Origin of the sequence: uncultured Chloroflexus sp. (genome assembly GCF_938091255.1) — a bacterium.
Taxonomy (GTDB): domain Bacteria; phylum Chloroflexota; class Chloroflexia; order Chloroflexales; family Chloroflexaceae; genus Chloroflexus.
The window spans coordinates 15,632-33,400 of sequence record NZ_CALLJH010000068.1 but is presented as its reverse complement, the minus strand read 5'-3'; the positions used below and the strand labels follow the sequence as shown (position 1 = coordinate 33,400).

The window sequence follows — 17,769 nt, the reverse complement described above, 5'->3', positions numbered from 1 at the left end:
TCAACCGCATTATCACTGCCCTGATCGGCGGCGGTGAAGACATAGCCGCTCGGCAGGTTGCTGAAGATAAGGTAGTATTCGCCGGGCACAAGGCCGGTGAAGCTGTACGAACCATCAGCAGCGGTTGTAGCAGTTTCGGCCACCGAACCATCAGCCCGGTAGAGCGTGACGGTCACATCGCCGATCCCCGGCTCACCAGTGTCTTGCACGCCGTTGCCGTTCGTGTCTTCCCAGACATAGTTGCCGACGCTGGCGCGGGTGAAGACGCCCATATCCCACGTTGGATCGTTGTCACCAGCGGCTATGGCAATCACCATTGTCTGACGAGTGACAGGATCGGCGTCGCTGTCGATCGTGTTGTCGCTACCCTGATCTCGTGGGCTTACGTCGGTGTAGCCAGTTGGCAGAGCAAAGCGCACGTAGTAGTTGCCGGGGAGCAAGTGGCTGAAGCCATAGATACCATTGGCGTCGGTTGTCGTCGTCGCCACTAGTGTATTGTCACCAGCGCTGAACAATTCGACAGTCACATTGGCAATGCCGAGTTCACCGCTGTCTTGTACGCCGTTAGCGTTGACATCGTGCCAGACGCGATCACCGAGACGTGCATGGCGGAAGAAGCCAAAGTCAACTGTTAGGTTGCCGTTGTTACCATCACCATCATCGGTTGGCTCGCTACCACGGCGTAGCGTGATCGGCAAGCTATCAACATTGCCATTGGCATCAGTCGTACCGTTGTCGTCATTGTCACTGTTGTTATCCGGATCGGGTGTTGCCGCGCCTTCATAAGGACCGGCAGCACTGCCGTTGACGCCGGTGCTCGAAACGAAGCCTGTCAGCGGTTGGCCGGTCGTAAACTGGCTGGCCGGAATGCGCACAATGTAGTCGCCTTCGATCAAGTCACTGAAGGTGTAGAGACCACCGCCTGCTGTGGTGGTGAAGGTGACGAATTCACCCGCCTCGGCCTGACCATTGCCGTTGCTGTCGAGATATAGTTCGACGCGCACGCCGTCAATACCTGTCTCGCCGTTATTGAATTGACCATCGTTGTTGGCATCGTTCCACACCAGATTGCCCAGCGTTAACGGCTCGAAGAAGCCGAAGTCGAGGGTCAGATTGCCGTTGGCGTCATCACCATCGGTGGTTGGCTCGAACGACGGATTGAGGGTGATAACACCGCTCACGACACCGCTTGTTGGCGTATCGGTACCGTTGTCATCGTTATCGACGTTGTTATCTGGATCAGGCGCCGGCTCATACGGGCCGCTTGCTGCACCATTGGCACCGGTACTTGATCGATGGCGGTAAAGCGGCTGACCAAGCGCGAAGTTGCTCGCCGGAATGACCACAATGTAGTCACCCTGCTCGAGGCCGGTAAAGAGATAGTTGCCGTTCGCGTCGGTTGTGGTGAAGGTGACGAACTCGCCGGAGTCGGGCTGACCATTGCTATTGCTGTCGCGGTAAAGTTCGACCTGCACATTGGCAATACCGCTCTCGCCGCTATCAACCACACCGTTATCGTTGCTGTCGTACCAAACCAGATTGCCTAGCGTCAACCGCGGGTAAAGACCGAGGTCCCAACGCAGATCGTCATTGTCGGTTGTGCCGAGCGTAATAGAAGCTGTACGCAGCGTTACCGGATCAACGTCCGAGTCAACTGCATCATCAGAACCCTGATCAAGCGGACTGATCGCATACTGCGACGGAATATTGCTAAAGACCAGATAGTAGCTACCAGCAATCAAGCGATTGAAGAGATAGCTCGTTGCCGCTGCAACAGACGTGCGCGTGATCGGCTGGATGCCCGGCGTGTTCGGATCGCCGTCGAGCGGCTGGTTCGTGGTGGCGTCATAGATGGTGATCGTCACACCGGCAACATTGGTTGTTTCACCCGCATCCTGAATACCGTTACCATTCACATCGAGCCAGACGCGGTCGCCGATCTGAGCTTCATCGAACAGACCAAAGTCGATGGTCAAATTGCTATTAGCGTCAAGCGCCGGATTGGTAATACCGGTGGGCATCAATGTATCTGACTCACCGGTGGGCATCATCCCGACCCGCACTGTGAAGACAGGACTGCGCTCGTTATTACCAACCTGCGTACCGTTGTCATCGTTATCAACCGTGCTCGTATCCGGATCGAGACCCGGCTCATACGGGCCGTTCGCCATCCCATTTATGCCCGTGCTAGAGACGTAATCAGCGTTGGTATCTACCTGAATAGCGTATCTGCCACCGTCGCGCAAGCCGCCAAACAGGTAACGTCCGTTGTTACTGGTTGTCAAAGTGGCGATTGCGCTTACTTCACTCCCGTCAATCACTTCATTACCATTGGCATCGTACAACAATCGTACTGTACGGCCATCCGCATAGCCGCCATTGATGTCACCGAGGTCGAAGATACCATTATTGTTATTGTCAATCCAGACCCGATTGCCGACGGTCAAGCTGTAGAAGCCGAAGTCAACCGTGAGATTCGTATTGCTGTCGCCATCTTCAGCGGTCGGCTCACCGTTAATGCTCAAGGTAATCGCCCGACTTGCAACCGAACCAGAGGTATCGGTCATGATCGGCACATCTGGCCCGATGCCATTGTCATCGTTATCAGCATCATTATCGGGATCGGGCGTGTTCGTAGCATCATTGACATCGCCACCATCGCTGCTGCGGAAGAAACGCAATGCACCGCCACTGCCAAAGTTGCTCGCCGGAATGACCACGATGTAGTCACCGGGAGCAAGGTTATCGAAGCGGTAGAAGCCGCCACTAGTGGTGGTCGTTGTTGCCACAAGCGTATCAGTGCTGGCACCGTCGTAAGTACCGTTACCGTTCGTATCGCGGTAGAGTTCTACTGTCACACCGTCGATACCGGGTTCGCCTACATCAGCCGTGCGGTTGTTGTTATAGTCGTGCCAGACAAAGTTGCCTAACGCCAACGGCCGGAAGAAGCCGAAGTCGAGGGTCAGATTGCCGTTGGCGTCATCACCGTCGGTGGTTGGCTCATCTTGCGAGCGCAGCGTGATCATAGCCGCACGCACGTTGCCGCTACCGTCAGTCGTACCGTTGTCGTCGTTATCAACGTTGTTATCGGGATCTGGCGTCGCCGTACCTTCGTAGGGGCCGGTAGCGCTGCCGTTCGTACCCGTGCTCGAACGGAAGGCTGGCATAGTTCCGCTTGGCCCTAATGGCCCACCGGCAGCGAAGTTACTGGCCGGAACCTCAACCAGATAGTTGCCCGGATCGAGATTGGTGAAGTTGTAGAAGCCGCCGCCGCTGGTGGTCACGGTGGCAAATGGGGTATTCTCAGCGCCATCGATCACACCGTTGCGATTGGCATCGTAGTAGAGATTGACGGTAACGCCGTCAATGCCACTTTCACCGCTATCGAGCAGGCCGTTGTTGTTGACATCGTTCCAGACCTGATTACCGAGATTGACCCGCTGATAGAGACCAGCATCCCACGTCAGATCGATCTGGCCAGCGACAAGGCTTGTTACTTCGGTTGCTCCGCTCGTTTGATTAGGATCACTGTCAATGGTATCATTTCCACCTTGATCTTGCGGACTACGCACGTAGCCAGCGGGCACCGCGAAGACCAAGTAGTAATCACCGGGGATAAGGTAATCGAAGCTATAGTTGCCAGCCGTATCGGTTGTTACGGTGGCGATCAGCGTATCACCCGCGCTCGGCTGACCATCGCCATCAGCGTCACGGAAGAGCTGCACCTGCACTCCGCTGATACCAGTTTCATCACCGCCGTTCTGCACGCCATTGGCATCACGGTCAAACCAGACGAGATCGCCTAGCCGAGCAGGCCGGAAGAGGCCGAAATCAACCGTTAGATTACTATTCTCATCGCGGGCTGGATCGCTGATCGCAGCGGGCAACGGATCGGTTTCACCGGTCGGTTCGGTGTTAGGTCGCAAGCCCACAATCGTGCTGCGCACGACGCTGCCGCTCTGGGTACCGTTGTCATCACTGTCGGTATTGTTGGTGTCGGCATTTGGCGCTGGCTCATACAGGCCGCTGGCACTACCGTTCGTACCCGTGCTCGAGACATAACCGCTCGGCAAGACCACTTCAACGAGATAATCGCCCTGCACCAACCCACTAAACAGGTAGTAGCCGCCATTGCTAGTAGTGGTCGTCGCAACCGGGGTCGTCTCACCGGCATCATTGACATCGCCGTCACCGTTGAGATCGCGGTAGAGCCGCACGGTCACGCCATTAATACCACTCTCGCCGGCATCAAGCTGGCCATTGTTATTCACATCTTCCCAAACCCGATTGCCCAACGAGAGCAGTTGGTACACACCGGCATCCCACGTGAGATCGTTCTCACCCGACTCAAGGTCGATCGTGATCGTCGTGGCAGTGGTAGTTACACCAGCCGGCACGTCTGAGTCGGTTGCGTCGGTCGCTGCGGTCGCATCACCCAACGTGAAGCCGTAGCCGTTCGGACGAGTGAAGCGCACGCGATAGAGACCGGGTTGCAGGCCGGTAAAGCCGTATATCCCACCACTATTCGTGGTGGTTGTGGCCAAAGTATCATCGGCAGTGCCAAACATGCGGTCGCGTCCGGCACCGATTAGCTCGACGGTTACATTAGCAAAGCCGGGTTCACCAGCCTCTTGCACACCATTGCCATTGAGGTCTTCCCAGACGAAATCGCCGACACTGGCCGGAATCACCAAACCGGCATCCCACGTCAGATCGTTCTCGCCCGACTCGAGTGTCGTAGCAATCATCGCACCGCTTGCATCGGCATCACTATCGTTAGCGTCGGTTGCGCCGGCAACCTCGGCAGCGGTGATGTCACGGTAAGTAAAGACTTCGCCACTTGGTGCGGTGACGGTGATCTGGTAGGTACCGGGGGCGAGATTGGTGAAACTGTAGAAACCACCACCAGACGTCGTTGTCGTTTGATTCACCGAAGCACCCGCACCGGTGGTACCGGTTAGTGTCACTGTAACACCATCGATCCCCAACTCACCGGCATCTTGCAACCCGTTGCCGTTGGTATCACGCCAGACAAAGTTACCAATGCTGGCCGGCCGGTAGAGACCGGCGTCCCACGTCAGGTCTTCCTCGCCCGATTCGAGCGTAGTCGTCGCCATCACCCCGCTTGGATTGGCATCAGAATCACCGAGATCGTCACCCTGATCGGCCGCGGTGAAGACATACCCATCCGGCGCAGTCACACTGACGGTATACGAACCGGGAACGAGGTCGGTGAAGAGGTAAAAGCCATTGGCATCAGTTGTCGTGCTCAGCGAAACAGAATCACCTGCGCCGGTTGTCCCGTTCAGAGTGACTATTACGCCGGCAATCCCCGGCTCGCCGGCATCTTGGCGACCGTTGCCGTTGCGGTCTTCCCATACGAAGTTGCCGATCCGAGCTAGTTGGTAGAGACCGAGATCGTATTGCAGATTATTGCCAGACAGTGGCGTAAACGGCGCCGTCTCGAAGTCACTGTTCGCATCGCTGTCAAGCTGGTCATCGCTACCCTGATCCTGCGGACTGCGGATGTAGCCGGTCGGAATTTCGCTGAAGCGAATGCGATAGGTATCGGGGAAGAGATTAGTAAACCGATATTCACCGTTGAGGTCGGTGTACGTAACATCGAGCACTGCGCTGTCGCTATTACGCAGCAATTCGACGCGCACACCGGGCACGCCGGTCGTTTCAGCGGCATCCTGAATACCGTCAGCGTTGCGGTCGATCCAGACCCGATCACCTACTGTGATGGTCTCGAAGATACCCGCATCAACAGTGAGGTTCGTCTCGCCCGAAGCAAGCCGCACCACCGCCGTGCGCCCGTCGAGCGGATTCGCGTCGCTGTCCAGCGTATCGTCACTGCCTCGATCAAGGCGGGTGAATGAACGATTGGCCGGCAGGTTATCAAAGACGACATAGTACTCTCCCGGCGGGATATTCTCGAACAGATACGCACCATTGACATCGGTCGTCGTTGTCATAATAGGCGTACCGCTGAGGGTGAAGAGGCGTACTCGCACACCCTGCACACCGCTCTCGCCCACATCCTGAACACCGTCTACATCAGTATCAAACCAGACGTAGTTGCCCAGACTGGCCGGGTTCAGCACACCCATATCGAGCGAGAGGTTCACCGCGCTCGACACCAATTCAACGATTGGAGTGCGCCGGTTGCTATCAACATCGCTATCGGTCTCATCGGTCGCTTCCGCCGCGTCGGGCGGGCTAAGCAAGCTGTAGCCGGGAGCCACGCCGAACTGAACGAAGTAACGGCCGGGCATCAAGTTATCAAAGCGGTAGAAGCCATTACTATCGGTCAGCGTAGGAGCGCCCACCAACACATCATCGGCGGTACCGGCCAAACCGTCGGGGCCGGGTTGGTAGAGCGACACCGGCACATTCGGCACACCGGGTTCGCCGCCGTCTTGGCGACCATTGCCGTTGACATCGTGCCAGACCCGATCGCCGATGCTAGCCAACTGGTAGAGGCCAAGATCCCAGCGCAGATCGTTCTCACCAGCACTCAGCGTAGTGGTCACGGTCTGGAAGGTCGTTGGATCAACATCCGAGTCGGCATTATCGTTCCCACCCTGATCCCGCGGGCTGACGATATAACTGGCGGGCACGACAAAGCGCAGGTAATAGTCGCCGGCCAACAGATTTTCAAAGCGGTAGAAGCCATCAACATCAGTGACCGTAGTGTTCACGACGTTGCCAGCACCATCGTAGAGCACCACTTGCACGCCGGGCACGCCAGCCGTCTCATTGGCATCCTGAATACCGTTCGCATTGAGATCAAGCCACACGCGATCACCGATACTGGCCGTCGGCACAATTCCAAAATCCCATGTCAGATCATTCTCACCCGGATCGAGGGTAGTCGTAACCGTCTGGCGTGTGACCGGATCAGCGTCGCTATCAAGCGTATCGTCGGAGCCTTGGTCGCGCGGGCTGGCACGGTAGCCACTAGGCAGACCAAACTCGACGTAGTAGTCGGCAGGAATGAGGTTGGTAAACGTGTAGAACCCACTGCTGTTGGTGGTCGTCGTCGCCACCGGCACACTGCTACCGGGCCGGTAGAGCGTCACCGGCACACCACCCACTCCCGGTTCGCCAGCGTCTTGGATACCGTTATTGTTGGTATCGCGCCAGACGCGGTCGCCGATAGTGGCGAAGACAAACACCCCCATATCCCAATTGGGATCGTTCAGACCCGGTGCGAGATCGATCAGCGCAGTGCGGCGAGTGGTGCGGTCAGCATCACTGTCAAGAGCATCATCCGTGCCTTGATCGGTCGCTGTTAGCGCATACCCAGCCGGCGGCGAGCCAAACTGGACGAAGTAGCGGCCGGGGGGCAGGTTGGTGAAGCTGTAGTTACCGTTGCTATCGGTTGTGGTGGTCGCCACCAACTCATCATCGGCAGTGCCGGCAACACCATCATAACCGGGCCGGAAGAGACTCACCTGCACGCCACTCACACCCGGTTCACCAGCATCTTGGATACCGTCGTAGTTAAGATCATTCCACACCCGATCGCCAAGGCTAGCGAGCGTTGCTACCAAACCGGCATCCCAGCGCAGATCGGTCTGATTGGCAGCCAGCGTAATCACCGCCGTAAGACCGGTTGCGTCAGCATCGCTATCGAGGGCATCGTTCGCCCCTTGATCGGGCGTGGTGAAGCTATAACCGGCGGGCAGATTGCTAAAGCGCACGCGGTAGCTATCAGCGTTCAGACCGGTAAAGCCATAACGGCCAGCGCCATCGGTGACGGTAATGGTCGGTTGCACACCCGGAGTCGCCGGATCGCTATCGATCGGATTACCGCTGCCATCGAGCAACTCAACCGTCACCCCGGGCACACCGGGTTCACCATTGTCTTGGATACCGTTATTGTTCGTATCGAACCAAACCCGATCACCCAGCGCAGCGCCGTTGATAAAGCCGAAATCGAGCGTCTGGTTACCGTTGGCATCATCGCCGTCGTTCACCGGCTCGCTACCTGCCGCAAGGGTAATCGGCAACGAGCGCACAACGCCGCCGATCAGATCGCCGTTATCATCGTGGTCAACATCGTTATCGGGATCAGGCACCGGATCGTTGCCGCTGCTGGTGCGCATACCGAATAAGGCGCCGCCGGGGGCGAAATTGCTGTCATCAACCACCACAATGTAGTCGCCGGCCGGCAAATTGGTAAACTGGTAATACCCAGCTTCACCGCTAACCGTCATCGTCACCGAGCTGCCAAGGTATTCACCGGCATCAGGCTGACCATTGTTGTTGACATCGCGGAACAGGCTCAACGACACACCGTTGATACCGATTTCGCCATTCGCCGGCTCATAGCGACCATCATTATCGCGGTCGTACCAAACTCGATTACCCAGCCGGAGCGTACCAGTCGGCGCAACTAGACCCGCATCACGGCTGCGGTCAAACTGATTAGCTGCCAATGTAAAGACTGTCGTGCGACCCGTCGTTTGATTGGCATCCGAGTCTTGCTCGTCATTCGTACCGGCGTCAGCAGTAGTGAAGCTAAACCCAGTCGGCAACACAAACTCAACAAAGTAACTGCCCGGAGCAAGATCGCTAAAGATGTAGTAGCCGGGGTTACCAAGCAAGTCATCAGCGGTAACGGTCGTCGCCACCAGCGTATTATCTGACCGGTAGAGCCGCACGGTCACGCCATTGACGCCATCGCCGGGAGGTTCATCTTGAATCCCGTTGCCATTGCGGTCAATCCAAACATAATTACCGACCGCCGTCATGGTGATCAAGCCAACGTCCCACGTATCATCATTCTCACCAGACACCAGCTCGGTCACAGCACTGTAGCGCGAAGTCGGGTTGATGTCGGAGTCGCGCGTGTCATCACTGCCTTGATCAGGCGAGGTAAAGCCATAGCCAGCCGGCGGTGTCACTTGAATGTAATAATTACCGGGCGGAATATCATCAGGATCAGAGAAGAGATAAAAGCCGGGATTACCATCATTATCAGGGCCAGAGATCGTAAAACCAACCCAGCGGTCGCCAACGCTCGGCCCGGGGATACCATCGTTATCCTCGTAGAAATCGATCCTGGCACCATTCACCCCACCTTCGCCGGGGTCTTGGACACCATTAAGGTTAGCATCAAGCCAAACATAATTGCCATACGACGGCGGAATCACGGCGCCACGTTCGATGCCGACGCGCGGCGGCTCGGCGGCCAACAGCGGGTTGCCGTTAACATCAGTGGCCCGGTAGCCAAACGAGTTCCAAGCCACCTCGCCGGGAGTGCCACCAACCGGTGCGCGCATTGGCCACACAATCTCGACTGCATCTTGCGGATACAAAATGCGATTACCGAAATTGATCCGCACCGAGCGCACGGTAGTAATATCAGCCGGCAACGACGTTGACCAAAGCGGATCGACACAGCCGGGTGAATCGATCGGATTCCCATCTACGTCGGTCAGACCGAGATCAGGATTCCGGCATGGATTATTGGTCGTGCTGTAATAGACTGTCGCGCCATCAGGCACGCTAATCGGACCGGCCAAATAGGGCTGCCACTGGCTGTCGCGTGGATCGGTAAAGCGCACCACGCCAACATCGCCCACCCACGGCAAAATATCGATCAACACCAGATTGGTCAGCGCGACCGAATTGGTGTTGGTAATGATCAAACGGTAATCGGCCATACCACCGGGCGTTGTCTGACCAACATCTGGATCGCGCGACCATCCGCTATCGAGCTGACCCATCACCCACTTCGCCGAGCTAGCGTTCGCTGCTGCGGCTAAACTCAGGCTCGTAATTGACGACGTGCAAAGTAGCTCGGTGATATTACCATCACCATCAAAGTCATAGGTATCAGGCGTTTGCTGACTACACCGATCGATAAAGATTTCGCCGGGCTGGTTAGCAAAGCCAGCCAGTGCAGCAGCATTGTTAATCGTTCCACTCAATGTGCGCGGATCAATGCGTGCTTGGAAACGAATGATAAACGACTCATTCGGCGGCAAGCCGTAACTATCCCAGCGCCAGCGCAGCAAGGTGCGGCCGGTGCCGTTGTAATTCGGGATAGTCTCGAAGACCGGATCAGGCGCACCGGCGGGGCGCGACACCACTGACCAACTGCCGGGCACATAATTCAGGCTCGTCACCAGCAAATCGGCCAGTACCGGATTGACCAGCGTGGCAGCAGGGCTACCGACCTGCTCATTACGCAGAGTCACCGTATACTCAACTGTATCACCGGCATACGCAATCGCCGGATCAACCGCCTTGTTAACAATCGCGCGCGCACCGGGTTCGATAATCCGGGTACGCACTTCACTGAGCCGAGTAGAAGTAAAACCATTAAAGGTATACGCACTGGTCGCTTGATTGACAATAACCGCATTTACCGGACTTGCGGCGACTACGGCACTGAACCCATGACCGGTGGCACTGAAGCCAAACGGCAGCGGATCAAGATAGCGCCAGCGAACAGCAGTAATCTGCTCACCGGCAGCTAACGTCAGCGTTGCACACCCGCCGCCACTCGCGGGGGCAATATTGACACAGCTTGTGCTAGTAAAGGGACTGCCGGGTACAGCGGTAAAGGTTGCGTTAAGGTTCGTCGTATATTCGAGCGCAACCCTGATCCCCGGCATATTGCCACCATGCACGGTCAAGCGTGTCACCTGCAACTCCGGCGGTACCGGGTCAGTAATCACCACATCACTAAGCGGCGTCGTCCCGGTATTAACGGCACTGAGCGTATAGGTCACGGTATCGCCGACCAAAGCTGAGTTAGGGCCGGTTTTAGTCGAACCCAAACCGGGCGTAGGCGGCTGGATACGGCGCACGTCATCATCAGTCAGGGTCAATGTCACCGAACCGGCTTGGGCCGTCACATCAGCCATGTTGCGCACTTCCGTACCCACCGGGAATGAGGCGGACGGAAACACAACAACTACTGTACGGGTAGCGCAGAGACTACTCGGCACAGTTAGGCTAGTCGCTGGCCACGTCACCGTATTGGTGGTCGGATTATAGGTACCGCCATCTGAAGCGCTCACAAACGTAGCACCAGCGGGCAGGGTATCAACAATCTGGACATTCGTTAGATTAAGCGAACCAGAACCATTATTCGGGATACAAACCTGCACCTGATAGGTCGTCGGCACATCAGGCGCACCACCGGAGACAAAGGTCTTGGTTACGACGGCACGCGGTTCAGCGCGGGCTGTAATCGTCAGCGGGTTCGAGAGCCGTGGTGGCGCAGTGGTCGAGCGCATCTCGGCACGCAGGGTGGCGGTGGTGCCATCGGGGGTAGTGCCGGCGGGGAAGCGCACCCGCAATTCGAGTCGCCCAGAGTCACCGGCGGCTAATGGCGCATTGAAAGCCCATGTCACCGTGCGGGTGGCCGGATTATACGATGGTGACGTGCCGGAACCAAGGGCTTGGACATCACCGGCGCCGCCGGCTAATTCGGGTGGGAGAACAACTGTAACGGTCGCATTTTCACATGGGGTATTAACAACACTTGAACAACTGTAATCAACGTTAATCACCGACCAATCGCCGCTATTCACTACTGGAAAATTGGTGCTAAGCACTATGTTAACTGTAGCGTTGGCAAACGCTACATCTGGTCTGAGACCAACAAAGGCAACAGCGACGATTAACAACAGACTAAGCAACGAGCGGCGCACTACAGCGAGGTTTACCATGAAACTAACCTTTACCAACAACGTGTACTACTGCGATGGCTTTCGGAATCAGCCGAAGGCCGACCGAAATGTCTAGGTCAAGTATATCTTCGGCGCGAACCAGTGCATTACCAACTACTTAGGGATACACGCAGCAGTAAAAAGAGAGTGTAATGACACGATGCTTCTCTTCCCGTAGGGAAGAGGGTCGGGGTGAGGGGTATGCCCCCCGGCACCGCCAGTCCCCTTCCCCCCTCTTTCCCACGGGGAGAGGATCGGGGTGAGGGGCATGCCCTGCGTCCGGTAGAACTATGCAACATTCGCCGTTCGATGTTAGAGCTGCGCTTCCGTGCGACTCTAGGGGCGTTGCCTATTCACCAAAAACAGCACGTCGCAACCATCTTACTTTTGCGTAGAGAGTTCACAACCAACTACGAGACTATTCGCTGCCCAGATAGTACCGAGTGCCGTGCAATTGATAATTATACCTGTTTAATTGAGATTTCACTTATGTGATTGAGCTTTCCAAAGGGGTAAAGAAAATGATCACATTTGAGCTACTGAGTTCCAACGTCTAAGAAATAGCATATATGCAAAATTTTGAAGTTGACAAGCGATTGCACAATTTTTGCAAATATTGCACACACCTGTAATATATGCTATACTCACGGCGAAAAGCACATCCCGAACGCCTCCATTATCTACAATGATAGGTTGCCGCGTCTGCCAACAGCAAGTTAGTCGTTGCACCCGAAAAAAGTAGTACGCAGTCTGCGCTACAGGTCATTCGTTTCATCTAACCAACTAGAAAGGTGTGCGTGATGGGTCTGCTCCGTTTCGCCGTCAAAACCTTTCGTCTCTCGCTCATGCGGGTAGGCGCCGGATGGATGTTCGCGCTGTTGACGTTCAACTTCAACCGGGTCACGATCGCCGACCTCGGTGCAATGGCAGTGATTGTCACTACACTGATCGGCCTACACCACTTCATCTCGTTCTTCCAAGTCTACTGGGGTCGCTTCACCGACCGTTACCCCATCTTTGGGCTACGACGCACACCGTATGTCATTCTGTCAAATGTTGGGGCCGCGCTGATCTTTACGGCCCTGCCAAGCATTGCGGTTGGGCTAGGCGAACGGTCGCTGGCAGCTACACTTGAAGCCTTCGGGTTGATCTTCCTCTTTGGCGTGCTGATGGCGATGAACGGCAGCTCATCGAATGCGCTGATCGCCGAGGTAACAACGCCGAAAGAGCGTGGCGCAGTGGTGGCGTTCATCTGGGCGACGGTAATCATCAGCGGAATCGTCTCGGCGGGAGTGTCACGGGTGATTATGCCCCAATACTCACCCGAAGCGATGCAATACCTGTACAACCTCACACCAATCATCGTGACCATCACCGTCCTGCTCGGCGTGGTCGGTCTTGAGAAACCAATTACCCCAGAAGAGCACCGCAAACTGCTGCTAGCCGCACCGGAAAAGGGCGAGGCTGGCCCGCTGGAGACGTGGCGGGTGGCAACCGGCCTGATGGGGCGCAATCCACAGGTACGCGGCTTCTTCGCCTTTGTACTGCTGGCAATAATGGGCATTTTCCTCCAAGACGCTATTCTTGAACCATTCGGCGCCGAAGTCTTTGAGATGCCACAAAAAGACACAGCGGCGTTCCAGCAAATGTGGGGTGCAGGAGCATTGATCGGTATGCTCGGTATCGGTATTTTATCGAGTATCTTTTCCATTCAGAAAAAGACCATCGCCACACTTGGCGGTCTGGGTGTGGCCGGCGGCTTAGCACTCCTTATGATCTCGGCCCTAAGCCACCACCGTGAAATTATCCAGCCTGCACTCGTGATAATGGGTTTAGGCATCGGCCTCTTCAACGTTGGCGCATTAGCAATGATGATGGAGATGACGGTCGAAGGGCAGACCGGTCTCTATATGGGCATGTGGGGGATGGCGCAGGGCCTCGGTAACGGCTTTGCGAATGTGCTCAGCGGGCTGGGGCACACGGTTATGATTGAAAGCGGCATCGTTACCCCAGCTATGGGGTATGGCTTAGTCTTCGGGCTAGAGGCACTATTGATGGTTATCGCCATCGGCATTTTGCGCGGCATCTCGGTGCAAGAGTTCAAAGGCTTGACGCGGCAAGACCTAACCGCAGCGTTGGCTATGGATACGGCCTCGTAGGATAGCACGGTCTTGTCTGCTAGGCTTTGACGGTGAGTTTCGCACACTGACGCGGGCACACGACCAGCGGCCCGCGTCACTGGAAAGATCGAGTCGGTATGGCGATCGAGATTGCTTTTGACAAGATTGCCGATGTCTACGACGCACAGCGCGGCCATTCGCCAGAGGTAGCGATAGCGATTGGGCAAGCAATTGTCTCTCAGACTGGAATTGGCGCGCAGGTGCTTGAGATCGGGATTGGCAGTGGCCGGATCGCACTGCCAACGGCGGCAGCCGGAGCGCAGGTTACCGGTATTGACCTCTCAACCGCGATGTTAGCAACCGCCCGTGAACGAGCTGCACAAGCCGGTGTACCACTACGGCTGGTTAAGGCCGACGCTCAAACCTTGCCCTTTACCACCGCAACCTTCGATGCGGCACTAGCAGTGCATGTGCTGCATCTCCTCTCTGACTGGCGGACGGCACTCGCAGAAATGGTGCGTGTCGTCAAGCCGGGTGGGGTCATCATTCAGGGGATCGATTGGCGCGATCCAGCATCGTGCGTCGGCCTACTGCGCGGGCAATTGCGGCAGGCAGTCATGGAATTGTTGCCCGGCGCGCGCCCTCCCGGCGCCGGTGCTGCGGTTACGCAACACCTCGCCAAATTGGGCGCACCGGCAGGTGAACCGATCACAGCAGCGCGCTGGGAACGGGCAATCAGCCCTGCCGAGGTCATTGCCGGCATGGCCGACCGGATTGACGCCGAAACGTGGGCACTCGACGACGAGGTCTTGCAACAGGCGATCAAACGAGTGCAAACGTGGGCGAGCCAGCGCTGGTCTGATCTTCACGAACCGCAGCTCGTTGAACATCGCTTTCTGCTGACAGTTAGCCGTACCAGTATCGCAACGCCGGCATAGCGCGGATGAGGTGGAGGATCGTATGTACACGCCCGAACAATTGGAGCGACGTAACCGCTCGCCGTGGACAAAAGCCCAATTTATTCTGGCTCCGATTCAATTCATCGTCTTTATCATCAGCTTTGCTCTCGTCATACGGTACCTTGCAACCGGTGAAGGATACTGGATCGCTACTGTCAGTGTGTGGATCAAGATTGCACTGATTTGGGCATTGACCATCACCGGCATGCTGTGGGAACACGACATCTACGGCAAATATTTTATGGCGCCCGAGTTCTTCTGGGAAGACTTAGGGAATCTGATAGCCATCATCACCCACAACGCCTATTTCGTGGCGGTGTGGCTCCACCTCGATAGCCGCACCGTGATGTGGGTGATGGTCTTTGCGTATGTCACCTATTTGTTCAACGCTGGCCAATTCCTCTGGCGCGGGATCCGTTCGGCTAAAGAACGGCGCCTGCTTGAAGCGCAATTACGGGCGCAGTCGGCTAGCGCAGCGAAGGCGCAGTAGCAATGAAGTTGAAGCCATCGTTCGAGGTTGGCTGTGTCACTGAGCAGAGATTACGCTTCGGCGTACTAGAAAGCGATCGACTGTATGCCGATCAAGTCGCGCGCGGTAGTCATCCCGAAACGGAACACGATCGAGATTCGCACGGTGCAGGTCAATGAGCCGAAAGCCGGTGATGTGCTGATCAGGACGGCCTTTACCTCGATCAGCGCCGGTACTGAACGGATGCTGCTCGATGGTCGTCTGCCGCAACCGCAACTCCTCTTCCCAGTCGTACCCGGCTACGAGACCGTTGGGCAGGTGGTGCAAGTTGGTAGCAAAGCGCCGAAGGAATTGCTTGGTCAGTGGGTATACATTGGCGGCGCGCGTTGTTTTCGCGGTGTCAATGCAGCGTGGGGCGGGCAGAGCGAGTATATCACCGCCGAACATGAGCGGGTCGTGCCGTTAGGATCGATCGATCCGGCGACCGGCGTACTGTTAGCACTGGCGGCAACCGCATTGCATGGCGTAAAGATTGGGCAAATCCGACGAACTGATCGGGTACTTGTGTTGGGGCAAGGTATTGTCGGCCAATTGGCAGCGCGGCTGGCAAAACTCGTCGGTGCGCAGCATGTGGCCGTCGCTGACCGCGTTGCTATTCGGTTGGAGGCGAGCCAAGCCGATCAAGTGATCGATGTTACCCGCGAGTCGCTCGATGAGGCCATTGGCGAGTCGAAGGTTGATGTGCTGATCGAAGCGACCGGCTCGATGGGGGCGCTCGCCGGAGCGTTGCCGCTGCTCGCCAACCATGGTCGCGTCGTGTTGCTCGGCTACTACGAACATATCAATATTCCCTACGCGCCGGTCTTTATGCGTGAAGCACAGATCTTAGTTGCCCGTGAATGGGAATTTGGCCCCGACGGCGATTTACCGCGGGTGCGCGACTTGCTCGCGAATGGTGAATTGAATGTCGCTGGTCTACTCACGCACTATGTACCGCTCGACCGGATTCAAGCCGCGTATCGGCTGGCGTTGGAAGATCCGGCTTGCTTGAAAGTGGTTGTGACGTGGCCACAAAACGGAAATGGGCCGGAAGGGGCATAACGACATTCCACCTAGAAAGAGACTATACGCATGCCTGCGCATCCTAAGCAGAAGCAGCCCGGTTCAACCGCACGAATGCTGGCCGTCTACGGCAAAGGCGGCATGGGCAAGTCGTTCTTCACCACCAATCTGGTCAGTAAACTAGCCCTATTGGGAAACCGGGTGCTCCAGCTCGGCTGTGATCCCAAGCACGACAGTTGTAACGCCCTCTTTGGCGGAGTCAGTCTGCCCACGTTGGGGGATGTCTGGCGTGAATTTAAAGAAGCCGGACGTGAGGATGAATTGGCAGTACACCACGTAATCTTTAAAACGACCGTTATGGGCCGGGCAACCGTCTACGGTTGCGAGATCGGCGGCCCTGAAGTTGGGCGCGGCTGTGGTGGACGAGGCATCACCTTCGGCTTCGATATGCTCGAAAAGTTTGGCCTCAGCCAATGGGCGCTTGATTATGTGGTCATGGATTTTCTCGGCGACGTGGTGTGCGGTGGTTTCGCAACCCCCCTCTCGCGATCATTGGCCGAAGAGGTGATTATCCTCTGCGGCAACGACCGCCAGAGCCTCTATGCGGCCAATAATATCGCCAGCGCCGCCAAATATTTTGCCAGTATGGGTGGACGCACTAAACTGCTGGGGTTGGTGGTCAACCGCGACGATGGCAGCGGTGTGGCGGCCCGGTTTGCCGAGAAGATCAACCTGCCCATCTTGGCCAGCATCCCGCTGGATCGCACAGTGCGCGAATTGGCCGACGCTTGCCAGTTGGCGCTGCAAGAACCGCGCTTCGACGCGATCTTCGACCGGCTAGCTCGCCAGATCATCGATCGCACCTTGCCGGCAGTCAAGATGGAAGATGTTCGCCCGCTCGAGTACAAAGAGTTCTTGAGCGTGTTTGGGGCCGAAGAGCCGGACATTGTGCCTGATGGCGCCACCGCAGAAGAACTGTTCGGCGGGCAAACGGCGCGGCGGCCAGCGCCGGTGATTACGCTCGGTCTGATGGAACGGGCGGTTGGTGATAAGCCGGAGATGGACGCCCCTACCCGCATAGTTGTCAAGCGACTGCTCAATGAGTTGGGGATGTATGTGACCGAAGCCAACCACGATCCGAAGAAGGGTATGACGTTGACCGTTGATGGGCATACCACTATCTGCATGGGCAACACCGACGATCTTGACAGCAAGATAGCAATTCTGGCCGCGTTGCAGCGATCGGGCGAACAATTCCGCTACGTTGACCTGCGCCGTCCGGCCAGCCCGTTCTACCGATAGCCGGCTTTGTAACCGTAAGCCGGATGATGGAGGTGAGCAATGCGGCTACACCTTGCGACAAAACCCACCGAGTATCGCGTAGCACCGCTGGCGCTGAGAATACGCTGGTGGATTGAGGGATGGATCTGGCGTTGGGGCCAAACCGCAGCAGACTTGCACGC

General features: G+C 56.6%; 6 protein-coding genes. 5 read left to right on the top strand and 1 reads right to left on the bottom strand.

Features of this window, described 5'->3' with window-relative positions; translation table 11 throughout:
• On the bottom strand, positions 1 to 11,696 hold an 11,696-nt coding region (locus Q1A00_RS17795; protein WP_299758233.1), incomplete at its 3' end, for an SdrD B-like domain-containing protein.
• 800 nt (positions 11,697 to 12,496) lie between these two features.
• On the opposite strand from Q1A00_RS17795, the gene Q1A00_RS17790 reads away from it, so the two are divergent.
• The 5 genes from Q1A00_RS17790 to Q1A00_RS17770 all read left to right on the top strand — a co-directional run bounded on the left by Q1A00_RS17790 (position 12,497) and on the right by Q1A00_RS17770 (position 17,608).
• Positions 12,497 to 13,855: a BCD family MFS transporter gene (locus Q1A00_RS17790; protein ID WP_299758230.1), complete on the top strand. Its 1,359-nt coding sequence runs from the start codon at positions 12,497 to 12,499 to the stop codon at positions 13,853 to 13,855.
• Between the two features lie 98 nt (positions 13,856 to 13,953).
• Complete coding sequence (locus Q1A00_RS17785) at positions 13,954 to 14,754, top strand: class I SAM-dependent methyltransferase (RefSeq protein WP_298403116.1); 801 nt, start codon at positions 13,954 to 13,956, stop codon at positions 14,752 to 14,754.
• A 22-nt stretch (positions 14,755 to 14,776) separates the two neighbouring features.
• The gene (gene bchF / locus Q1A00_RS17780; RefSeq protein WP_298403117.1) at positions 14,777 to 15,265 is read left to right on the top strand and encodes a 2-vinyl bacteriochlorophyllide hydratase; all 489 of its coding nucleotides are present in this window, start codon (positions 14,777 to 14,779) and stop codon (positions 15,263 to 15,265) included.
• Between the two features lie 84 nt (positions 15,266 to 15,349).
• Positions 15,350 to 16,345: a zinc-binding dehydrogenase gene (locus Q1A00_RS17775; protein WP_298403118.1), complete on the top strand. Its 996-nt coding sequence runs from the start codon at positions 15,350 to 15,352 to the stop codon at positions 16,343 to 16,345.
• A 30-nt stretch (positions 16,346 to 16,375) separates the two neighbouring features.
• Positions 16,376 to 17,608 (top strand): chlorophyllide a reductase iron protein subunit X, encoded by a 1,233-nt coding sequence (locus tag Q1A00_RS17770; protein WP_298403120.1) that lies wholly within the window; start codon positions 16,376 to 16,378, stop codon positions 17,606 to 17,608.
• Positions 17,609 to 17,769 lie beyond the last annotated feature (161 nt).